This window comes from Streptomyces sp. CB02058 (assembly GCF_001905505.1).
In the GTDB taxonomy this organism is placed as follows: domain Bacteria; phylum Actinomycetota; class Actinomycetes; order Streptomycetales; family Streptomycetaceae; genus Streptomyces.
Genome location: NZ_LIPG01000003.1, coordinates 551,789 through 573,394, shown reverse-complemented (window position 1 = coordinate 573,394; position 21,606 = coordinate 551,789). Strand labels below are relative to the sequence as shown.

Sequence of the window (21,606 nt, the reverse complement as noted above, 5' to 3'; positions counted from 1 at the left end):
ACGGCACCACCCTCCACGCCTGTGCAGCACCGCACGGCGGGTCGAGGACTCTCCGCACGGTGTTCCACCACTCTTGTACGGTCTGCGACCTCTCGCCAGAGTTGCAAAGGGTTGCAACCATTGCGTGGACTGTGGGGTGACGGGACGCTGTCCACGGCAGGATGGCTCCCTGGGTCCGGTTTTCAGTTCCGGGCCGGACCCGGGCTTTGTTGGGGGGACCCGTCATGGAAACACGCCGTTTCACGCCATCGCGGCAGGAGAGAGTGCGGTACCCCGTGGTGACCGAGGGCATGGTCCACCGCGCCCGGGAGGCCCGGCTGGAAGGCCTGCGCACGGCGGCCGTGCCCCGCGCCGAGATCGACGCGTCCTGGGACCGGGTGCTGCGCAGCGGTATAGATCCGGAGCAGTCGCCGGAGACCAGGCTGCTGGAGGCCGACGAGATCGAGCACCGGCGCAGCAGCACCGCGCTCGGCGAGGTCATGCCGCTGCTGCGGCAGGGGCTCGCCTCGATCGCGGACGCCGCGCAGCAGATCATGGTGGTCACGGACCCGGAGGGCAGGGTGCTGTGGCGGCAGGGACACTCGGCCGTGCTGCGCCGGGCCAGGAACATCTGTCTGGAGGAGGGCGCGAACTGGGCCGAGTCGGCGACGGGCACCAACGCCATCGGAACGGCGCTCGCCGTCCGCACCCCCGTCCAGGTCCACTCCGCCGAGCACTTCATCCGCGCCCTGCACGGCTGGACCTGTGCGGCTGCCCCGTTGCGCGATCCCCGGGACGGCCGGCTGATGGGCATCGTCGACATCAGCGGGCCCGCCTCCACCTTCCATCCGGCGACGCTGGCCCTGGTCGGCTCGGTGACGGCGCTGGCGGAGAGCGAGCTGCGCAACCGGCATCTGGTCTCCATAGACCGGCTGCGCTCGGTGGCCGCCCCGATCCTGTGCCGGATGCCCGGCCGCGCCCTGGTGGTGGACACGCACGGCTGGCCCGCCGCCGTCAGCGGCATGCCGCCCATGGACCGGCTGCCGCTGCCGAAGTCGCTGCGGGCGGGCACGGTGTGGCTGGCGTCGCTCGGGATGTGCCGGGTGGAGCCGCTGCCGGGCGGGTGGCTGATCCAGGTCACGGAGGGCGCGGGCGAGGGCCCGCCCCGCCGGGTGGTGCTCGACCTGAGCCGGGAGCGGGGGCTCGCGGTCCATGTGGCGGGGCCCGTGGGCACCTGGACGCACCGGCTCTCCCCCCGGCACGCGGAGCTGCTGTACGCACTGGCCCTGCACAGGGACGGGCGCACGGCGGCGGAGCTGGCCGAGGACATCTTCGGCGACGCGACCAGGACGGTGACGGTGCGGGCCGAGATATCCCGTATCCGGCGGCATCTCGCGGAGGTGCTCGCACACCGCCCGTACCGCTTCGGCGAGGGTGTCGAGGTGGAGGTCGTCCATCCGGACGTGCCGGCCGATCTGCTGCCCCGCTCGAATGCTCCGGTGGTGCTCAGGGCACGTGCGGCGGCCGGGGTGGCCTGACGCCTCCGTCTTCCCGGGGCTTTTTGGGCGAAGGGCCCGAGCCGTGGTTTTCTGACCGCCATGAGCAACGCCACGCACTCCGCCGCCCCCCTCGCCGACGTGACCGTCTGGCACCTGGAGCAGACCTCTCCCGCCGATCTGAAGCCCGCCGCCGCCCCCGACGGCTCGGTGACCGTCGTGCGCTCGGAGACGGCGCTGCCCGAGTTCAGCCGCTTCCTGTACACGGCGGTGGGCGGGGACGTCCGGTGGACCGACCGGCTGGACCTCACGTACGCGCAGTGGGCTGAGCTCCTGGAGCGGCCCGGGGTGGAGACGTGGGTGGCGTACGAGAACGGGACCCCGGCCGGGTTCATCGAGCTCGACCCCCAGGAGGACGGGGCGGTCGAGATCGTCTACTTCGGTCTGATCCCCGCCTTCCGGGGTCGCCGGATAGGGGGGCACCTGCTCTCCGAGGGCGTGGCGCGCGCGTGGGACCTGGCCGAGCGGCACCCGGAGCGCACCCCCACCAAGCGGGTGTGGCTGCACACGTGCTCCAACGACGGGCCGCACGCGATGGGCAACTATCTGCGGCGGGGCTTCCGGCTCTTCGACACGAAGACCGAGCAGGAGCCCGACGTCCCGAACCCCGGCCCCTGGCCGGGCGCGCACGCCTGACCGGGGGCCCGGGGCGCACGCCGAGCACCCACCGTCGTGCGTGCGCTCCGGAAAACGCTCGGGGAAGCACGCGGGAAGGCGCTCGGTGCGTACGCGTGAGAGCGTTCGGCGGGCGCTCCGGAAAGCCGCCCGGCAGGTGCTCGGGAAAGCGTCCGCCAGGCGCGTGGAAAGCGTCCGGTGGGCGCCCGGTCCGGGCCGACCTCGGGCCGATCTTGTCACTTTGTCGACAGATCCGCGTGACAGACACCACATCGTCTCGTATTTCGAGACCATCCCGTCCACATGATGGATCGTGGTGGACTGCTCCGAGATCGGCGTGACACGCTTCCGTCATGTCTGGAACTGGAATTGCCTTGGTGAGTCGGCGGCACGTCGACCTCGGCCGCATGTCCAGCGCCATCTGTCCGGTCCGCTGAGAGTCTCCAGCACCGCGATTCCCTGAAGTCCGCTCCACCCCTGCGCACCGCCGCGCCTCACGCGAGTGTGCAGTTCAGAGCCGCCCTCCTGCAGTCCCGAAGGACGTATAGCCATGGCCGCCATCCCCGAGAAGCCTGCTACCGCCACGCCCCGCCGCAAGGCCGGACGTCACCGTGGTGAAGGTCAGTGGGCCATGGGTCACTTCACACCGCTCAACGGGAACGAGCAGTTCAAGAAGGACGACGACAGTCTCAACGTGCGGACGCGCATTGAGACGATCTACTCCAAGCGCGGTTTCGACTCGATCGACCCCAACGACCTGCGCGGACGCATGCGCTGGTGGGGCCTCTACACCCAGCGCCGTCCCGGGATCGACGGCGGCAAGACCGCCGTGCTGGAGCCGGAGGAGCTGGACGACCGCTACTTCATGCTGCGCGTGCGCATCGACGGCGGGAAGCTGACCACCGCTCAGCTGCGTGTCATCGGCGAGATCTCCGAGGAGTACGCGCGCGGCACCGCCGACATCACCGACCGGCAGAACGTCCAGCTGCACTGGATCCGCATCGAGGACGTCCCGGCGATCTGGGAGAAGCTCGAAGCGGTCGGGCTGTCGACGACCGAGGCATGCGGCGACTGCCCCCGAGTGATCATCGGTTCCCCGGTGGCGGGCATCGCCGCGGACGAGATCATCGACGGCACCCCCGCCGTCGAGGAGATCCACGAGCGCTACATCGGCAGCAAGGAATTCTCCAACCTGCCCCGCAAGTTCAAGACCGCGATCTCGGGCTCGCCGGTCCAGGACGTGGTGCACGAGATCAACGACATCGCGTTCGTGGGCGTCGACCACCCCGAGCACGGCCCCGGCTTCGACCTCTGGGTCGGCGGCGGGCTCTCCACCAACCCGCGCTTCGCCGAGCGTCTGGGCGCCTGGGTGCCGCTGGACGAGGTCCCCGACGTCTGGGCCGGAGTCATCGGGATCTTCCGCGACTACGGCTACCGCCGGCTCCGCACCCGCGCCCGCCTGAAGTTCCTGATGGCGGACTGGGGTCCGGAGAAGTTCCGCCAGGTCCTTCAGGACGAGTACCTCAAGCGCCCGATGCTGGACGGCCCGCCGCCCGCGCAGCCCTCCTCCCGCTGGCGCGACCACATCGGTGTGCACCCGCAGAACGACGGCCGTTTCTACGTCGGCTTCGCCCCGCGCGTGGGCCGCGTGGACGGCTCCACCCTGGCCAAGATCGCCGATCTGGCCGAGGCGCACGGCTCCGGCCGGGTCCGCACCACCGTCGAACAGAAGATGCTCATCCTCGACGTGGAGCAGGACCGGATCGAGTCGCTGACCGCCGGCCTCGAGGCGCTGGACTTCCAGGTCAAGGCCTCTCCCTTCCGGCGCGGCACGATGGCCTGCACCGGCATCGAGTTCTGCAAGCTGGCCATCGTCGAGACGAAGGCGCGCGGCGCCTCGCTGATCGACGAACTGGAGCGCCGGATGCCGGACTTCGAGGAGCCGCTCTCCATCAACATCAACGGCTGCCCCAACGCCTGCGCCCGCATCCAGACCGCGGACATCGGCCTCAAGGGCCAGCTGATGCTGGACGGCGACGGCAACCAGGTCGAGGGCTACCAGGTGCACCTCGGTGGCGCGCTCGGCCTGGAGGCCGGTTTCGGCCGCAAGGTCCGCGGTCTGAAGGTCACCTCGGCCGAACTCCCGGACTACGTCGAGCGGGTGCTCGGCAAGTTCCAGGAGGAGCGTGAGGACGGCGAGCGCTTCGCGACCTGGGCGGCCCGCGCCAGTGCGGAGTCGCTGTCATGAGCGAACGAGCCGCGCCGTTCTACTGCCCGTACTGCGGCGACGAGGACCTGCGCCCGCACGAGGCCGGACACGGCGCCTGGGAATGTGCTTCCTGCAACCGCGCGTTCCAGCTGAAGTTCCTGGGCCTGCTGGCCCAGGGGCTCCAGCGCGACGACGTCGAAGGGGACACGACATGACGGACACCCTGCACGCGGACGAACTCACCGACGAGGAACTGAGGGAGCTGGCCGAGCGGGCCGGGCGTGAGCTGGAGGACGCCTCCGCGAGCGACATCCTGAAGTGGGCGGCCGACACCTTCGGCCGGCGCTTCTGCGTCACCTCCTCCATGGAGGACGCGGTCGTCGCGCACCTGGCCTCCCAGGTCTTCCCCGGTGTGGACGTCGTCTTCCTCGACACCGGCTACCACTTCGAGGAGACCATCGGCACCCGGGACGCGGTGGACGCCGTGATGGACGTCAGGCTCATCACGCTGACCCCGCGTCAGACGGTCGCCGAGCAGGACGCGGAGTACGGTCCGAAGCTGCACGACCGCGACCCCGACCTCTGCTGCGCGCTGCGCAAGGTCAAGCCGCTGGAGGAGGGCCTGACCGCGTACGCCGCCTGGGCGACCGGGCTGCGCCGCGACGAGTCCCCCACCCGGGCGGGCACCCCGGTCGTGGGCTGGGACGAGAAGCGCCGCAAGGTGAAGATCTCGCCGATCGCCCGGTGGACCCAGGACGACGTGGACGCGTACGTCGCCGAGAACGGCGTACTGACCAACCCGCTGCTGATGGACGGTTATGCCTCCGTCGGCTGCGCGCCCTGCACCCGGCGGGTGCTGGAGGGCGAGGACGCACGGGCCGGCCGCTGGGCCGGACGCGGCAAGACCGAATGCGGGCTGCACGGCTGATGACGACTGATCAGGAGATATCGATGAGCGTGACGGAGACGGGAGCCACCGTCTGGCTCACCGGTCTGCCGAGCGCCGGCAAGACCACCATCGCGTACGAACTGGCGGGCCGGCTGCGCGGGGACGGGCACCGGGTCGAGGTTCTGGACGGTGACGAGATCCGGGAGTTCCTCTCCGCGGGCCTCGGCTTCTCCCGCGAGGACCGGCACACCAACGTCCAGCGGATCGGCTTCGTCGCCGAACTGCTGGCCGCCAACGGTGTGAAGGCCCTCGTTCCGGTCATCGCGCCGTACGCCGACAGCCGTGACGCGGTGCGCAAGCGTCATCAGCAGGAGGGCACCGCGTATCTGGAGGTGCATGTCGCGACTCCGGTCGAGGTGTGCTCCGAGCGCGATGTGAAGGGGCTGTACGCCAAGCAGGCGGCGGGCGAACTCACCGGTCTCACCGGGGTCGACGACCCCTACGAGGCGCCGGAGTCGCCCGATCTGCGGATCGAGTCGCACCAGCAGACCGTGCAGGAGTCCGCAGCGGCGCTTCACGCGCTGCTCACCGAGAGGGGCCTGGCGTGAGCACTGTCGCCACCGTGCCGGAAGGCACCGTCAACCCGTACGCGCTGAGCCACCTGGACTCGCTGGAGTCGGAGGCGGTGCACATCTTCCGTGAGGTCGCGGGCGAGTTCGAGCGGCCGGTGATCCTCTTCTCCGGCGGCAAGGACTCGATCCTGATGCTGCACCTCGCGCTGAAGGCCTTCGCTCCCGCGCCCATACCCTTCACGCTCCTGCACGTCGACACCGGGCACAACTTCCCCGAGGTCCTCGACTACCGCGACCGCACCGTCGAGAAGCACGGCCTGCGCCTCCACGTCGCCTCCGTCCAGGACTACATCGACGCCGGCAAGCTCCGTGAGCGACCCGACGGCACCCGCAACCCGCTCCAGACCGTCCCGCTCACCGAGGCCATCCAGCAGCACCGCTTCGACGCCGTCTTCGGCGGCGGACGCCGCGACGAGGAGAAGGCCCGCGCCAAGGAACGCGTCTTCTCCCTCCGCGACGAGTTCTCCCAGTGGGACCCCCGCCGCCAGCGCCCCGAGCTGTGGCAGCTGTACAACGGCCGTCATGCCCCCGGTGAGCACGTGCGTGTCTTCCCCATCTCCAACTGGACCGAACTCGACGTCTGGCAGTACATCGAGCGCGAGGGCATCGAGCTCCCGGAGATCTACTTCGCCCACGAGCGCGAGGTCTTCAGCCGCAATGGCATGTGGCTCACGGCCGGCGAGTGGGGCGGTCCCAAGGAGCACGAGAGGACCGAGACCCGGCAGGTCCGCTACCGCACCGTCGGCGACATGTCCTGCACCGGCGCCGTCGACTCCGACGCCACCACCCTGGACGCCGTGATCACCGAGATCGCCGCCTCCCGTCTCACCGAGCGGGGCGCGACCCGCGCCGACGACAAGATGTCCGAGGCCGCGATGGAAGACCGTAAGCGCGAGGGGTACTTCTAAAAATGACCACACCCATCCAGCTGGCAGAGCAGCTCTCGGCCACCACGCTCCTGCGCTTCGCCACGGCCGGCTCCGTCGACGACGGCAAGTCGACCCTCGTCGGACGCCTGCTGCACGACTCCAAGTCGGTTCTCACCGACCAGCTGGAGGCCGTGGCGCTGGCCTCCACCAACCGGGGCCAGGAGGCACCGGACCTGGCGCTGCTCACCGACGGGCTGCGCGCCGAGCGCGAGCAGGGCATCACCATCGACGTGGCGTACCGCTACTTCGCCACGCCCCGGCGCCGTTTCATCCTCGCCGACACCCCCGGCCATGTGCAGTACACCCGCAACATGGTCACCGGCGCCTCCACCGCCGAGCTCGCCGTCGTGCTGGTCGACGCCCGCAACGGCGTGGTCGAGCAGACCCGCCGCCACGCCGCGGTCGCCGCCCTGCTGCGCGTCCCCCACGTCGTCCTCGCGGTGAACAAGATGGACCTCGTGGACTACGCGGAGCCGGTCTTCGCCGCGATCGCCGAGGAGTTCACCGCGTACGCCGCCTCGCTCGGCGTCCCGGAGATCACCGCGATCCCGATCTCCGCGCTCGCCGGCGACAACGTCGTGGAACCCTCCGCCCACATGGACTGGTACGGCGGCCCGACGGTCCTGGAGCACCTGGAGACGGTGCCGGTCAGCCACGACCTCACCGCCTGCCACGCGCGCTTCCCGGTGCAGTACGTGATCCGTCCGCAGACCGCCGAGCACCCCGACTACCGGGGGTACGCCGGTCAGATCGCCGCCGGGGTGTTCCGGGTCGGCGAGACGGTCTCCGTGCTGCCCTCCGGACGCACCACGACGATCGAGGGGATCGACGCGCTCGGCGAGAGCGTCGACATCGCCTGGGCGCCGCAGTCGGTGACGATCCGTCTGGCCGACGACATCGACGTCTCGCGCGGTGACCTGATCGCGCCGACCTCGGACACGCCGGCCACCACGCAGGACGTCGAGGCGACCGTCTGCCACGTCGCGGACCAGCCGCTCACGGTGGGTCAGCGGGTGCTGCTCAAGCACACCACCCGCACGGTCAAGGCGATCGTCAAGGACATCCCGTCGCGGCTGACCCTGGACGACCTGTCGCAGCACCCGGCTCCCGGGCAGCTCGTGGCCAACGACATCGGCCGGGTCGTCGTCCGTACCGCCGAACCGCTCGCGCTCGACGCCTACGCGGACTCGCGGCGCACCGGCTCCTTCCTGCTGATCGACCCCGCCGACGGCACGACGCTGTCGGCCGGCATGGCGGGCGCCTCGTTCGCCGCGGCCGGCGGCGGGGAGGCGGAGGCGGACACCTCCGCCGAGGACGCGGAGTGGGACTTCTGATGATCAACGACTTCTTCTCGACCTTCGCGAAGGAGGGCGGCCGGGTCGGCAGCGGCGCCCTCGGCAGCGGCCAGGGCGGGGTCGGGCGATGTGCGTGATGACGTACGCGCACTGCCTGCGCGCCCGCTCGTACGACCCGCACCGCCAGTTCAGACGAAGACCTGCCGACCGCCCGGCCGCGCCACCTGACCCCAGGGGGACGTGAGCACCGGGCCAACGAGAGGAAAGCCTCCCGTGCCTGCCACCCGTACCACCCTCCGCCGCAGCCTCTCCGCTGCCGCCGCCCTGCCGCTGCTCGCCGTGGCGCTCACCGCCTGCGGCTACGGCTCCGAGGCGAAGGACGACGACTCCTCCAAGTCGAACGTCTCCGCCGACGGGAAGAAGCTCTCGACGGACACCGTGAAGATCGGTTACTTCCCGAACCTCACGCACGCCACCGCCCTGGTCGGCATCCAGGAGGGCCTCATCGCCAAGGAGCTGGGCGGCACCACGGTCAAGCCCTCGACGTTCAACGCCGGGCCCTCCGAGATCGAGGCGCTCAACGCGGGTGCGATCGACATCGGCTTCATCGGTCCCTCCCCCTCGATCAACGGTTTCGCCAAGTCCAAGGGCCAGAGCCTGCGGATCATCGGTGGCTCGGCGTCCGGCGGCGTGAAGCTCGTCGTGAACCCGAAGAAGATCAAGACCCTGGACGACCTCAAGGGCAAGAAGATCGCCACCCCTCAGCTCGGCAACACCCAGGACGTGGCGTTCCTCAACTGGATCGCCGAGAAGGGCTGGAAGGTCGACGCCCAGAGCGGCAAGGGCGACGTCTCCGTGGTCCGTTCGGACAACAAGGTGACCCCGGACGCCTTCAAGGCCGGTTCCCTGGACGGTGCCTGGGTCCCCGAGCCGACCGCCTCCAAGCTGGTCGCCGAGGGCGGCAAGGTCCTGCTCGACGAGTCGACGCTGTGGCCGGACGACAAGTTCGTCATCACGAACATCATCGTGTCGCAGAAGTTCCTCTCCGAGCACCCGGACGTCGTGGACGCGGTGCTGCGCGGCACGGTGAACACCAACAAGTGGATCAACGCCAACCCTGACGAGGCGAAGGCCTCGGCCAACGCGGCGCTCAAGGAGCTCAGCGGCAAGGCGCTGCCCGCCGATGTCCTCGACCCGGCCTGGGAGTCCATCCAGATCACGGACGACCCGCTGGCCGCCACGCTCCAGGCGCAGGCCGACCACGCGGTCTCCGCGGGTCTGCTGGAGAAGCCCGACCTCAAGGGCATCTACGACCTGAAGCCGCTGAACAAGATCCTCAAGGCCGAGGGCCAGCCCGAGGTCGCCGACGCCGGTCTCGGCGCCGAGTAGCCCATCCGCCCGCACCAGGATCCCTGAAGATTCCCAGGAGGTGACGACCATGGCGACCACCACCCTCACCAAGGCCGAGGACCGTGCAGCGGTCGAGCATGCCGCCCGCATCACGAACGTCTCCAAGTCCTTCGCCGGACCCACGGGGCAGCAGCTCGTCCTGGACGACATCACGCTCGATGTCGCTCCGGGCGAGTTCGTCACCCTCCTGGGAGCTTCCGGGTGCGGTAAGTCCACGCTGCTCAATCTCGTGGCCGGTCTCGACCGCCCGACCGCGGGGTCCATCGAGACCCCCGGCGGGCGGCCGGCCCTGATGTTCCAGGAGCACGCCCTCTTCCCGTGGCTGACCGCGGGCAAGAACATCGAACTCGCCCTGCGGCTGCGCGGGGTCCCCAAGTCCGCCCGTCGCCCCGAGGCGGAGCGGCTGCTCGAACTCGTACGCCTCGGCGGGGCGTACGGGAAGCGGGTGCACGAACTCTCGGGCGGGATGCGCCAGCGGGTCGCGATGGCCCGTGCGCTCGCCCAGGACAGCCAGCTGCTGCTGATGGACGAGCCGTTCGCCGCGCTCGACGCCATCACCCGCGATGTGCTGCACGACGAGCTGACGCGGATCTGGCGCGAGACGAACGCCTCCGTCCTCTTCGTCACCCACAACGTGCGTGAGGCGGTGCGGCTCGCCCAGCGCGTGATCCTGCTGTCCTCGCGCCCGGGCAGGATCGCCCGCGAGTGGACGGTCGACATCGAGCAGCCTCGCCGTATCGAGGACACCGCCGTGGCGGAGCTGTCCGTCGAGATCACCGAAGAACTGCGTGGGGAGATCCGCCGACATGGCCAGCACTGATACGAAGCCCGACGACCTGGCCGGTCTCGAAGCGGGCCTGGACGCGCTCGACGCCGTACAGGTCCGCAGGACGCCGACCCGCGAGATCCTGCTCAACAAGGTCCTGCCGCCGGTCGTCGCGGTCGTCCTGGTGGTCCTGGTCTGGCAGCTGCTGGTCTGGGCGAAGGTCACCGACGACTACAAGCTTCCGCCGCCCACGGCGGTCTGGGACAGTCTGACCGACATGTGGGTGCAGGGCACCCTGCTGGAGGTCATCTGGACCAGTGTGTCGCGGGGTCTGCTCGGCTTCGTGATGGCCGTGGCGATCGGCACCCCGCTGGGTCTGCTGGTCGCGCGGGTCAGGGTGGTGCGGGCCGCGATCGGCCCGATCCTGTCCGGGCTCCAGTCGCTGCCCTCCGTGGCGTGGGTGGCGCCGGCCATCATCTGGCTGGGCCTCGACGACAAGACGATGTACGCGGTGATCCTGCTCGGCGCCGTCCCGTCCGTCGCCAACGGCCTGGTCTCCGGTGTCGACCAGGTGCCGCCGCTGTTCCTGCGCGCGGGCCGCACGATCGGTGCGACGGGGCTGCGCGGGACGATCCACATCGTCCTGCCGGCCGCGCTGCCCGGTTACCTGGCGGGCCTCAAGCAGGGCTGGGCGTTCTCCTGGCGCTCGCTCATGGCCGCCGAGATCATCGCGTCCTCGCCGGACCTGGGGCTGGGGCTCGGCCAGTTGCTGGAGAACGGCCGGAACAACTTCGACATGCCGGGGATCTTCCTGGCCATCCTCCTCATCCTGTTCGTCGGCATCGCCATCGACCTGCTGATCTTCAGCCCGCTGGAGCGGCGCGTGCTGCGCGGCCGTGGTCTCCTGGTCAAGAGCTGAGTCCTGATGCCCTCTCCGGTTCTCCTCGTCATCGCCCACGGCAGCCGCGACCCGCGGCACGCGGCGACCGTCCACGCGCTCACCGCGCGGGTGCGGTCGCTGCGGCCCGGGCTGCGTGTGGAGACGGGCTTCCTGGAGTTCAACGCCCCGTCCGTGCCCAGGGTGCTGGAGCGCCTGGCCGCGGAGGGGGCGGACGAGGTCGTGGCGCTGCCCCTGCTGCTGACCCGGGCCTTCCACGCGAAGTCGGACATTCCCTCGGTGCTGCGCGAGGCCCGCGCCCGGCTCCCCCGGCTGCGGATCCACCAGGCCGACGTGCTCGGCCCGTCGCCGCTGCTGAACGCCGCCCTGGAACGGCGCCTGTACGAGGCCGGGGTCACCCCCGGAGACAAGAGCTCGACCGGGCTGGTCCTGGCCGCGGCGGGCTCCACCGACCCGGAGGCGATCGCAGTGATCGCTGAAATCGCGCGGGAGCTGCGGCACACCGGTTGGTGCGCCGTGCGGCCTGCGTTCGCCTCCGCATCTCTCACCCGCACGGCCGACGCGGTGCGCGCCCTGCGCGCCGAAGGCGTACGGCGGGTCGCGGTCGCCCCGTACGTCATCGCACCCGGCAGGCTTCCCGACCGTATCGCCGCGGGCGCCGAGGAGTCCGGGGCCGATGTGCTGGCCGGCGTGCTCGGCCCGTCCCCCGAGCTGGCCCGGCTGCTGCTGACGCGCTACGACGAGGCGCGCGTCCCGGTGAACGGGGCGATGAGCGCTTAGGGTCTGCCGGGCCCGCGTGATCCGGACAAGGGGCCCTGACCCAGGTCGAGGCTCCCGGTGCGCTCGCGCTTCATCTCGAAGAAGTCCGGGTGGCCGGCCAGGACCCGGAAGCTGTCGAAGATCCGTCCCGCCTCCTCACCGCGCGGTACGGAGTTGAGCACCGGTCCGAACCAGACGGTGCCGTCGACATGGATCGTGGGTGTTCCCACGTAGGAACCGGCGGCGGGGTCCTTCCCCCGGTCGTGGCTGCGGCGCACGGCCTCGTCGTACGTGTCCATGCGGGCGGCCTCGGCCAGGGCTGCGGGCAGGCCCAGTTCGGCGAGGGACTCGGCGACGACGGCGTCGAAGTCCTCGTTCTTCTCCCGGTGGATGCGGGTGCCCAGGGCGGTGTAGAGGTCCCTGAGGACGCCCGGACCGTGGCTCGCCGCCACGGCGGCGGCGACCCGGACCGGTCCGATCGATCTGTCGACCAGATCGCGGTACCGGTCGGGGAGTTCGTTGCCGGTGTTGTGCAGATGGAGGCTCATGACGTGGAAGCGGAGCTCGATGTCCCGCAGGCGCTCCACCTCCAGCATCCAGCGGGAGGCGATCCAGGCGAACGGGCAGGCGGGGTCGAAGTAGAAGTCGACGACCGCGCTGCCCGATGCCTTGTTCACGTGGGTGCTCATGGGTGAAGCCTAGGAAGGCGGTGGCCCGTGTGTCTGGGCCATTCGGCCCCCGTGCCGGTGGGCCACCGGCGCCTCCTGAGCCGTCAGGCCGCCAGGGTCCCGTGCGGGTCGCGTCCGCTGAGGGCCAGGGCGCGCTCGAAGTCGGACGCTCCCTCGGGCAGGGTGACTTCACCGGCGAAGCCCTCGTACTGCCGGTAGAGCGCGGCCGTGCCCTCGACCGTCCTCAGCAGGTGGCCGGCCGCCGGTTCGGAGATCCGGAACTCCTGTCCGGTGGCGCGGGCCACGTCCCAACCATGCAGCACGGTCTCCATGAGGAGCATCGCGGCGATGTCCGGGGCCGGGGTGGAGCCGTGTCCGGTGTCGATGCCACCCTCCCAGACCGCCGGATCGGACCAGGCGGCGACCGCCTGGTCGAGCTGAGCGGCGTACTGCTCGGGCCAGTCGGCGTCGGCCGTGAAGTCACGGGTCGTCAGCTCGTCGGGGATGGGGGTGCGCAGGGCACGGCACTCCAGGCCGTGGGCGCTGTAGAGCACCCAGTGGTTGATGAGTTCCCGCAGGTCCCAGCCCTGGCAGGGGGTCGGGGCCGAGGCGGGGAGCGTGGCAGCGATGCCCCGGGCGATCCGGGCGGACTCGGTGGCGCATTCGGCCATGTGTGCGTACGCGTTCTTCATGGGTCCACCCTGCGATCGTGAAGAGGGCCGGTCTTGAAGAAACACGACAGGGGCCGGGCCGGGGCTCCGGTGGAACGGCAACGGGCCGCGCTCGGGGAGCGCGGCCCGTCGACAGGTGCGGGGGTGCGGGTTCTGCTAGAAGACGCTCACACCGTAGGCGTTGAGGGCCTCGACGACGGGCTGGAAGAAGGTGGTGCCGCCCGAGGTGCAGTTGCCGCTGCCACCCGAGGTGAGGCCGAGGGCCGTGGTGCCGGAGAACAGCGAGCCGCCGCTGTCGCCGGGCTCGGCGCAGACGTTGGTCTGGATCATGCCGTAGACGATGTCACCGCCGCCGTAGTTCACGGTCGCGTTGAGACCGGTGACGGTGCCGCTGTGGACGCCCGTGGTGGAGCCGCTGCGCTTGACGGACTGGCCGACGCTGGGGTTGGCGGCGGAGGTGATGTCCTGGTAGCTGCCGTTGTAGAGGTAGACCCGGCCGTCCGCGGCGGCGGAGTTGGAGTGCCGGATCAGCCCGTAGTCGTTGGTGGGGAAGCTGGTTCCGGCGCGCGTACCGAGGGTCGTGGTCTGGCCGGAGTTGGTGTACCAGGTGCTGCCTATCTCGGTGCAGTGCCCGGCGGTCAGCGCGTAGTACGTGCTGCCGCTGCGGACGTTGAAGCCGAGGGAACAGCGGCCGCCGCCGGCGTAGATGGCCTGACCGCCCGCGATGAGCTTGTTGAAGGTGCCCTCGGTGCGGTTGATGTCGGCCTTGGCACCGGAATCGGTGACCGACTTCTTGATCGTGGCGATCTCGGCGGCGGTGACCGTGCTGTCGACGGTCACGACGACCTTGCCCGTGCTCGCCTCGGTGTACCAGGCGGTGCCGGCGATGTCGGCGCCGCGCACGGCCGAACTGGCCTCGGCGAGCTCGGCCTTGGTGACCGTGGTGTCGGGTGCGGCCTGGGCGACCGCGGTGGGGGCCGCAAGCGCGACGGCGGTGACCAGACCCGAGGTCGCCGCGAGGAGGCGAGCGCGTCTGGAGATCGAGCCGAGGGGGGCGAAGCGCTTGAAGGTCACAGGATCCTCCGTCGATGGGGGGTGTCCGGTACGCGGGGTGGGCGGACCGAGGGGTGTGAGGTTGTCCTCGACCGCGGGTTCTGGTCGTGGACCTGCCAACCGCACGGCTCGAATCCTTGACTCCGCTTGGCCCGGTGGCAAGGTCGCCTTCCGGACCCGCGACGCACAGCGGACCTCCCGCTCCGCTATGCGTGCGGGTGACCTCCGAACACCGGCGTCCGCTCACCGAACGGACGCCCGCAGCTAATTGCAGCAAAGGCGTGAAGCACGGCCGGGCGACTGCTGTTGTCTACGCGCATCGCGTTCACACACGCCCGAGGCGTCCGAGTGGCCGCCGGCCGGGCGATGCCCGCATCCCGGAACGGGCACCCGAAGGCACCGACCGTTCGGACGGTTACCGGCGTTTTGCCCGGGCGCCCCGGGTGGCCGGAATCCGCCGTTCCGGCGATAACCGGCCGGGCGCCGGGTGCGGATCAGGGGCACATAGGGCCGGGGCGGCACTCTTGCGGTGCCGCCCCGGCGTGTGCTGGGGGGGGGTGATGCCCCGGAAGGCGGGGCGCGCGCGGCGCTCCCGCTCGGCGCCCGGGGACCCGGCGATCAGGCCCCGGTGCTCAGACCTCGGCGAAGGGGTCGTCGATGAAGGGCGTGGCCTGATGGAAGTAGAGCCGCCAGCCGCCCCCGCTCAGCCGCCACAGCGAACTGCGGTGGGAGCGCAGCCCTCTGGACTCCGTGTCGAAGGTGAGGTGCACCAGGTCCGGCGCGAGCTGATCGCCGCGCATCCGTGACGCGGTGAGCGGCCCGGGGTGCGGTGCGTCGGGCCCGGTGAGGGCGGCGATGATCGTCGTACGCTCCCACAGCCGCCCACTGGTGCCGATCTCCCGGAATTCGGGGTGCAGCAGTGCGGCCAGCACGTCCGCGGAGCCCCGTACCACGGGATCGAGGAGGCGGAGCTCGCCCTCGATCGCTGCTGCCACGGCGGGCGAAGGCTCAGTCACGCGTCATCTCCACAAGTTTGACCACGGTGTTCCAGTTGCGGCTGGTCGCGACCAGGCCGCGGGTGAAGGCGGGCCGTCCGAGCGCCACGGCCAGCTTGGAGCGGCCGAGCCCGTCGGGGGCGTACAGATAGAGGGCGCGATCCCCGAGCCGGAACTCCTCGGGACGGAACGCACCGGCGTCGAGCGCCGCGAACCGGGCGTCGTCGACGGGCTTGTCGAAGTACGTGACGTGCAGCTGCTTGCCCTCCAGCTCCGCGGCCGGGAAGGGACACGCCTCGGCCACGGCGGCGAGATAGGCGCCGGAGCGGACGAGGCAGTCGACCGGGAAGCCGAAGTGCGCGTCGATCGCCTGTTCCAGCTCGGCGGCCAGGGAGTCCTCGTCACCCGACCCGCTGCTGAACACGGCGTTCCCGCTCTGGAGATGGGTGGCGACGTCCCCGTGTCCCAGCTCCCCCATCACCGTGCGGAGCTCCGCCATCGGAACGCGCCGGTGGCCGCTGACATTGATCCCCCGCAGCAGCGCCGCGTACATCGTGCTCATGTCCCCACCCTAGAGCCTCGCACTCCGCTCGCCCGTGTCCCGCCCGCTCGCGCACGGCGGCCGCCGCGCCCCGTGGGGGAGAGCGCGGCGGCCTTCGTGCCGAGCCGTGTCCGCGAGGTCCGCCGTGCGCCCGGCGGGCGAGCCGGACGTCGCGGACACGGCCGTGTGCCCTGCCTACTGCTTACTGCTTACTGCTTACTGCTTACTGCTTACTCGACGATCTTCAGGAGCTTGTTCGCCGTGCCCTCGGTCGCGTTGGTGATGGCGTCCGGGGTGGCTCCACCGGTGAGCGCCGCAGCGACCTCCTCGGGGGTGGCGTCCGGGTGTCCGCCGAGGTAGACCGCGGCGGCACCGACGACGTGGGGGGTCGCCATGGACGTACCGGAGATGGTGTTCGTGGCGTCGTCGCTGTCGTTCCAGGCCGACGTGATGTCCGAGCCCGGAGCGTAGATGTCCACGACCGAACCGAAGTTGGAGAACGACGACTGCTCGTCGTCCACCGTCGACGAGGCGACCGTGATGGCCTCGGGGACGCGGGAGGGGGAGCCCTCGCCGGCGTCGCTCGACTCGTTGCCCGCGGCGACCGCGAAGGTGACGCCGGAGGCGATGGCCTTCTGCACCGCGGCGTCGAGGGCCGGGTCGGCACCCCCGCCGAGGCTCATGTTGGCGACGGACGGGCCCTCGTGGTTCGCGGTGACCCAGTCGATCCCGGCGACGACCTGCTCGGTGGTGCCCGAGCCGGCGTCGTCGAGGACGCGGACGGCCACGATCTTGGCCTTCTTGGCCACGCCGTGGGCCGCTCCCGCGATCGTGCCCGCCACGTGGGTGCCGTGCCCGTTGCCGTCGTCGGCGTCGTCGTCGTTGTCCACGGCGTCGAAGCCCGAAGTGGCCCGGCCCTCGAAGTCCTTGTGGGTGACACGGACCCCGGTGTCGATGACGTACGCCGTGACGTCCCCGCCGGCGGCGTCCGGGTAGGTGTACGCGCTGTCGCCCTCGGTCCCGGCCTGGTCGATCCGGTCCAGGCCCCAGGACGGCGGGTTGTCCTGGGTGGCGTCGATGTGGAACTTCTTGTTCTGGACGACCTTGGAGACGGCCGGGTCCGCGGCGAGGCGCTTCGCCTCGGTCTCCGAAAGCCCGCTGGCCGAGAAGCCGTTGATGGCCGAGTCGTAGTTACGCTGGAGCGTGCCGCCGTACTCCTCGGCCAGGTCGGCCTTGTCGGCCTTCTCGTCCAGCATGACGATGTAGCTGCCGGAGACGGCCGTGGCCGCGTCCGCGCCGTAGACGACGCCCGTCGCGGGGGCGGGAGCCGCTCCGGCGTACGGGGTCGCGAGCAGGGTGACACCGGCCGCTGCCGCCACGGCGGTTATCGCGGCGGTGAGCTTGACCGAACGTGCGCGCTTGTGAATTGCCATGAAGAGGGGTCTCCTCGTCATTCTTTGTGGGGGGATTGGCCCCCGGCCGGAAATTCTCCGGGGGCTGCCTCGAAACCCTGCTCGATTGACGCGCCCAGATCAAGACCTTCATGTAGCCGTCACGCAGTCGGCAAACTTTCGACACAGCGAACCGCCGCATTTCGCCCACGCCGCCGCAGGCCGCCCCGATGCTCGACGCGCATTAGGACGAACAGGGGTTCCGGACGGGTGAACTCGGCTCGGCAAGGCACAGGTGAGCCCGCCCGTCGCGACGGAACGACCAAGCGGAATGGCATGTTTCGCATGTGCATATCGCCAGCAACACCCCCCACACCTCACACGCGGACTCATGGCGGACCGCTTGTACGACAAGCCGGTATGACGATGCGCCGGACGGCACGCGCGTCGTCGTCCCGCCTCCGGAGACCACGGCGGCTTGCCTGCCGGCGCAGATCCAGCACGGGCGCCGGGCCGGCGTCGCGGTCATCGGCCTCGGTTACGTCGGACTGCCCACCGCGCTCTCCCTGTTCACGGCCGGCCACGCGGTGATCGGCGTGGACACCAGCGAGTCCCGGCTGGACGACATCCGTTCCGCGCGGGTGGATCTGCTGCCCGCTCAGCTCGGCAGGCTGACAACGGCCCTCGCCGACCCGGACTTCCGGCTGACGTCCGACCCCGCCGCGGCCCTGGAGGCGGACGCGGTGATCATCTGCGTACCGACCCCGGTCGACGGGGGCCTCGTGCCCGATCTGCGCGCGCTGAAGGCCGCTTGCTCCGCCGCGGTGGCCCACGCGGTGCCGGGACAGCTCCTGGTCCTCACCTCGACCAGCTATGTGGGCACCACCCGCGAGCTTCTCGTCGAGCCCCTCGCGGAACGGGGGATGACTCCCGGTACGGATGTCTTCGTCGCCTTCGCACCCGAGCGGATCGACCCCGGGAACCCCTCCCACTCCCCCGACCGGACGCCCCGCGTCATCGGAGGTGTCACGCCCCGGTGCGCCGAGCGCGCCTGTGCCCTGCTGGCCGGAACCGCACCCTCCGTCCACCGCGTGGACAGCCCGGAGGCGGCGGAGATGAGCAAGCTGTGGGAGAACACCTTCCGGGCGGTCAACATCGCGCTGGCCAACGAACTGTCCGAGAACTGCCTGGAATTCGACCTCGAACCGCGGCAGGTCATCGAGGCCGCCGCCACCAAGCCGTACGGCTTCATGCCCTTCTATCCGGGCCCGGGCGTCGGGGGGCACTGCATCCCCTGCGACCCGCACTATCTGCTCTGGCAGCTGCGGGCGCGGAAGGTCACGTCCCCCCTGGTGGACGTCGCGATGACGGCGATCGCCGAACGCCCCGCCCGGGTCGCCGAGAAGGCCCGGGAAGCGCTCACGGCACGTGGACCCGGCGTCGTCGGTGCGCGGGTCCTGATCCTGGGCATCGCCTACAAGCCGGGCGTGGCGGATCTGCGCGAGAGCCCCGCGCTGGAGATCATGGACCGGCTCACAGCCTGGGGCGCCACCGTCGAGTACTCCGACGACCTGGTGCCGCGCCTGGACCGTCACGGGTCCGTACGCCACAGCGTCGACGCCCCCGAAACGCTGGGCTGGGACCTCGTCGTCGTCCACACCCTGCACCCCGGAGCGGATCTGGGCTGGCTGGCGGACGGCACCGAGGTCCTCGACGTCACCCATCGCCGGGCCCTCGCGACCGCGGGGGCCGCCGTATGACCATGAGCAGTCCCCCGGAACCGGGCCGCTCCCCGACCCGGCGCGCCGTGCTCACCGCGGCCGTGGCCACACCGGCGGCGGGGCTCGCCGCCGCCCTCGTCCTGGACGGGGCGGACGCGGAGGCACCCGGTCCCGACGTGTCCGGCCGCCCGGGTGACGGCAAGGCATCCGGCCCCGCGCCCTCCCCGGCGCCCCGGCCGGAGCCCGCCACCGGTCCCGGGGGCCCTTTCCGCGCGCACTTCCCCGCGGGCGGCCTGGTGACCAACGAATACGCCTACCGCAGCCCGGAGTCGGACGACGCCCGCCTCTCGGACGACTGGGTCGTCACCAGCGGTTCCCTGTTCGCGCAGTGGGGCTTCGGGTGGACCGGAGTACCCGACGGCGGCACACCCGGTCCCGATTCCGGCCGGTACACGGGCTCGTCCGTCTTCCGGCTCGTCACACGGCGCCGGGACTTCGACGACACGTCCGTACGGTGCTGGGTGTTCCTCAAGCCCCCGGGCACCACCGGGCGCACTCCCGCGCGCGACTGGGACGGCGGACACCTCTGGCTCCGCTACAACGGCCCGCAGGAGCTGTACGCGCTCAGTTTCCGCCGGCGTGACGGCAAGGCCGTGCTCAAGCGCAAGCACCCGGCGCCGGGCCGCCCCGTGGACGAGGAGGGCGTCTACACCACCCTCGCCACGAGCGATCACGCCGCCGAGTACGGCCGTTGGCACCGGATCGACGCCACGGTGGGCGGATGCGGGGACGACCGGGTGCGGATCACGCTCGCCCTGGACGGACGGACCGTGCTGGACACGGAGGACAGGACCCCGGGCAGGCTGGCCGGGCCCGGCGGGGTCGGACTGCGGGGGGACAACACCGAAATGGCCTTCTACGGCTTCACGGCCAGGGACGCCGGAGGGCGCCGCAGATGCGCGGACGAGCGTCCGCAGGGGAACCCTCCGGATGCGTCCGGCCCGGACACGCCCTTCGCGGAGGCTCCGCTTCCGGAGATGTCCGTTCCTGAGGTCTCCCTTCCCGAGGTCTCCCTGCCGGGCCGTTCCCCTCGGGCCGGCTCCCGTCCGGAGATCCTCCGTCCGGAAGGAGAACACGGGTGAACGCGCTCCACCGCCCCCCGGTCCGCACGGAACCGGCCACCGGCCCCGCCGACGGCCGCGACAGCGGCTCCCGGAAGGTGCCCGCCCCCACGCGCCGTGCCACACCCGCGGACCCGGCCCTCAGACACGGAGTACGGCGCCTGCTCGTCCTGCTCTGTCTGATGCCGCTCCTCATCGTTCTGGCGCACCAGGCCACGCGGTTGCCGCCCCACATGGATCTTCCGGTCTGCTACGGGCTGATCGTGCTCGCCGGCACGATCGCCACGCTCTACATCGCGTACAGCAGGTACGAGGACCCCGCCGAGGGTGAACTGCGGGTGCGCCCGGGCTCGAAGGAGTTCTTCCCCCCGCTGTCCGCGAGCCCCGGCATCTCCTTCCTGCTCGCCGTCAAGGACGAGGTCGACGGCATCGAGGCGTGCGTACGCTCCATGGCGGCGTCCGACTGCCCGGGGGTACGGATCATCGTCGTGGACGACCACTCCCAGGACGGCACCGGTGAGGTGCTGCGCCGGCTGCGGGACGAACTCGGGATCACCGTCATCCACCTGGACGCCAATGTCGGCAAGAAGCACGCGCTGGTCCGGGCCTGCGAGCTCGCGGACACCGAGATCATCGCCTTCACCGACTCCGACTGCGTCCTCGCCCCGGACGCCCTGCGGCGTTGTGTCCGCGCGCTGGTGGACCACCCCGAGCTGGGCGCCGTGAGCGGCCACTGCCGGGCGCTGAACACGGAGTCGAGCCTGCTGGCCCGCATCCAGGACGTCTGGTACGAGGGCCAGTTCCGGGTCGCCAAGGCGGCCGAGGCTTCCTTCGGTTCGGTCTCCTGCGTCTCGGGACCGCTGGCCGTGTTCCGCAGGGACGCCATCTACAACTATCTTCCGGCCTGGGCAGACGACCGGTTCATGGGCGCCCCGTTCCGCTTCGCCACGGACCGCCAGCTGACCGGATACGTCCTCGGTCAGGCGTGGAAGGGCGCGGCGCTCAAGCGCCGCTACGCCGGATCGCCCTTCGTCGAGCAGGACTTCGCCGAGCGCCGCTGGCGCGTGGGGTACGTGCGTTCCGCGAAGGTGTGGACGGATGTCCCGGCCCGGCTCCGCCCGCTCCTGCGCCAGCAGATCCGCTGGAAGAAGAGCTTCATCCGCAACCTCTTCTTCACGGGCTCGTTCATGTGGCGCCGGGGCCCCGGGCCCGCCGCGCTCTACTACGGGCACGCGCTGTGGGTGCTCGCCGCGCCGGTGATGGCCTTCCGGCACCTGGTCTGGGCCCCGCTGCACGGAGCGCTCTTCCTGACGTTCCTCTATTTCTGCGGCGTGCTCCTCAAGGGCTGTGTCTGGGGTCTGGCGTACAAGATCGACCACCCCGGGGACACACGCTGGCGCTACCGGCCGCTGATGAGCGTGTTCTCCTCGGTGCTGCTGGCCTGGCTGCTGCCGTACTCCCTGCTCACCGTCCGGCGTGGTGTCTGGTCCAGGGGTGCGGCATGAGAG

General features: G+C 70.9%; 22 protein-coding genes. 16 read left to right on the top strand and 6 right to left on the bottom strand.

The window, feature by feature from the left end; genetic code table 11:
- The first annotated feature begins 290 nt into the window (after nt 1–290).
- The 13 genes from AMK10_RS16100 (at nt 291) to AMK10_RS16045 (ending at nt 11,958) form a co-directional block, all read left to right on the top strand.
- A complete protein-coding gene (locus AMK10_RS16100; RefSeq protein WP_241839603.1) occupies nt 291–1,517 on the top strand; it encodes a helix-turn-helix domain-containing protein in 1,227 nt (408 codons plus the stop codon).
- Nucleotides 1,518–1,577: 60 nt separating this feature from the next.
- Nucleotides 1,578–2,171 carry a GNAT family N-acetyltransferase gene (locus AMK10_RS16095; protein ID WP_073748469.1) on the top strand — a complete coding sequence of 198 codons (594 nt, stop codon included), beginning with the start codon at nt 1,578–1,580 and terminating at the stop codon, nt 2,169–2,171.
- A 332-nt stretch (nt 2,172–2,503) separates the two neighbouring features.
- Complete coding sequence (locus AMK10_RS38685) at nt 2,504–2,587, top strand: putative leader peptide (protein WP_349817346.1); 84 nt, start codon at nt 2,504–2,506, stop codon at nt 2,585–2,587.
- Nucleotides 2,588–2,700: 113 nt separating this feature from the next.
- On the top strand, nt 2,701–4,398 hold the full coding sequence (locus AMK10_RS16090) for a nitrite/sulfite reductase (protein WP_073748468.1): 1,698 nt from the start codon (nt 2,701–2,703) through the stop codon (nt 4,396–4,398).
- A complete protein-coding gene (locus AMK10_RS16085) occupies nt 4,395–4,574 on the top strand; it encodes a hypothetical protein (RefSeq protein WP_073748467.1) in 180 nt (59 codons plus the stop codon). The genes AMK10_RS16090 and AMK10_RS16085 overlap by 4 nt, the downstream gene beginning before the upstream one ends.
- Nucleotides 4,571–5,287, top strand: coding sequence for a phosphoadenylyl-sulfate reductase (locus AMK10_RS16080; RefSeq protein WP_073748466.1), 717 nt, complete (start codon nt 4,571–4,573; stop codon nt 5,285–5,287). The genes AMK10_RS16085 and AMK10_RS16080 overlap by 4 nt, the downstream gene beginning before the upstream one ends.
- Entirely contained in the window at nt 5,287–5,856 is a 570-nt protein-coding gene (cysC, locus tag AMK10_RS16075) for an adenylyl-sulfate kinase (protein WP_073748465.1), read from the top strand. Before AMK10_RS16080 ends, cysC begins: the two co-directional genes overlap by 1 nt.
- Complete coding sequence (gene cysD, locus AMK10_RS16070; protein WP_073748464.1) at nt 5,853–6,788, top strand: sulfate adenylyltransferase subunit CysD; 936 nt, start codon at nt 5,853–5,855, stop codon at nt 6,786–6,788. The genes cysC and cysD overlap by 4 nt, the downstream gene beginning before the upstream one ends.
- Nucleotides 6,789–6,790: 2 nt before the next feature.
- Nucleotides 6,791–8,143 carry a sulfate adenylyltransferase subunit 1 gene (locus AMK10_RS16065; protein ID WP_073748463.1) on the top strand — a complete coding sequence of 451 codons (1,353 nt, stop codon included), beginning with the start codon at nt 6,791–6,793 and terminating at the stop codon, nt 8,141–8,143.
- 234 nt (nt 8,144–8,377) lie between these two features.
- On the top strand, nt 8,378–9,493 hold the full coding sequence (locus AMK10_RS16060) for an aliphatic sulfonate ABC transporter substrate-binding protein (protein WP_073748462.1): 1,116 nt from the start codon (nt 8,378–8,380) through the stop codon (nt 9,491–9,493).
- A 49-nt stretch (nt 9,494–9,542) separates the two neighbouring features.
- Nucleotides 9,543–10,334 (top strand): ABC transporter ATP-binding protein, encoded by a 792-nt coding sequence (locus AMK10_RS16055; RefSeq protein WP_073748461.1) that lies wholly within the window; start codon nt 9,543–9,545, stop codon nt 10,332–10,334.
- Entirely contained in the window at nt 10,321–11,199 is an 879-nt protein-coding gene (locus AMK10_RS16050; protein WP_073748460.1) for an ABC transporter permease, read from the top strand. Before AMK10_RS16055 ends, AMK10_RS16050 begins: the two co-directional genes overlap by 14 nt.
- A 6-nt stretch (nt 11,200–11,205) precedes the next feature.
- Nucleotides 11,206–11,958 (top strand): sirohydrochlorin chelatase, encoded by a 753-nt coding sequence (locus AMK10_RS16045; protein ID WP_073748459.1) that lies wholly within the window; start codon nt 11,206–11,208, stop codon nt 11,956–11,958.
- On the opposite strand, the gene AMK10_RS16040 is transcribed toward AMK10_RS16045, so the two are convergent.
- The 6 genes from AMK10_RS16040 to AMK10_RS16015 form a co-directional block, all read right to left on the bottom strand.
- Entirely contained in the window at nt 11,955–12,626 is a 672-nt protein-coding gene (locus AMK10_RS16040; RefSeq protein WP_073748458.1) for a mycothiol-dependent nitroreductase Rv2466c family protein, read from the bottom strand. The two genes, AMK10_RS16045 and AMK10_RS16040, sit on opposite strands and share 4 nt — an antisense overlap.
- Before the next feature lie 83 nt (nt 12,627–12,709).
- A complete protein-coding gene (locus AMK10_RS16035; RefSeq protein ID WP_073748457.1) occupies nt 12,710–13,297 on the bottom strand; it encodes a TIGR03086 family metal-binding protein in 588 nt (195 codons plus the stop codon).
- A gap of 135 nt (nt 13,298–13,432) precedes the next feature.
- Nucleotides 13,433–14,350 carry a S1 family peptidase gene (locus AMK10_RS16030; RefSeq protein ID WP_073748456.1) on the bottom strand — a complete coding sequence of 306 codons (918 nt, stop codon included), beginning with the start codon at nt 14,348–14,350 and terminating at the stop codon, nt 13,433–13,435.
- Between the two features lie 611 nt (nt 14,351–14,961).
- A complete protein-coding gene (locus tag AMK10_RS16025; RefSeq protein WP_073748455.1) occupies nt 14,962–15,345 on the bottom strand; it encodes a nuclear transport factor 2 family protein in 384 nt (127 codons plus the stop codon).
- Complete coding sequence (locus AMK10_RS16020) at nt 15,338–15,886, bottom strand: DUF1697 domain-containing protein (protein WP_073748454.1); 549 nt, start codon at nt 15,884–15,886, stop codon at nt 15,338–15,340. The genes AMK10_RS16025 and AMK10_RS16020 overlap by 8 nt, the downstream gene beginning before the upstream one ends.
- A gap of 209 nt (nt 15,887–16,095) precedes the next feature.
- Nucleotides 16,096–17,298 (bottom strand): S8 family peptidase, encoded by a 1,203-nt coding sequence (locus AMK10_RS16015; protein ID WP_073748453.1) that lies wholly within the window; start codon nt 17,296–17,298, stop codon nt 16,096–16,098.
- Nucleotides 17,299–17,603: 305 nt separating this feature from the next.
- On the opposite strand from AMK10_RS16015, the gene AMK10_RS16010 reads away from it, so the two are divergent.
- From AMK10_RS16010 to AMK10_RS16000, 3 genes are read left to right on the top strand one after another with little or no spacing between them, the layout of a single operon-like run.
- Nucleotides 17,604–19,016, top strand: coding sequence for a nucleotide sugar dehydrogenase (locus AMK10_RS16010; RefSeq protein ID WP_382565329.1), 1,413 nt, complete (start codon nt 17,604–17,606; stop codon nt 19,014–19,016).
- 2 nt (nt 19,017–19,018) lie between these two features.
- On the top strand, nt 19,019–20,119 hold the full coding sequence (locus AMK10_RS16005; protein ID WP_241839556.1) for a hypothetical protein: 1,101 nt from the start codon (nt 19,019–19,021) through the stop codon (nt 20,117–20,119).
- Complete coding sequence (locus AMK10_RS16000) at nt 20,116–21,603, top strand: glycosyltransferase family 2 protein (protein WP_073748451.1); 1,488 nt, start codon at nt 20,116–20,118, stop codon at nt 21,601–21,603. Before AMK10_RS16005 ends, AMK10_RS16000 begins: the two co-directional genes overlap by 4 nt.
- Nucleotides 21,604–21,606: the final 3 nt, after the last annotated feature.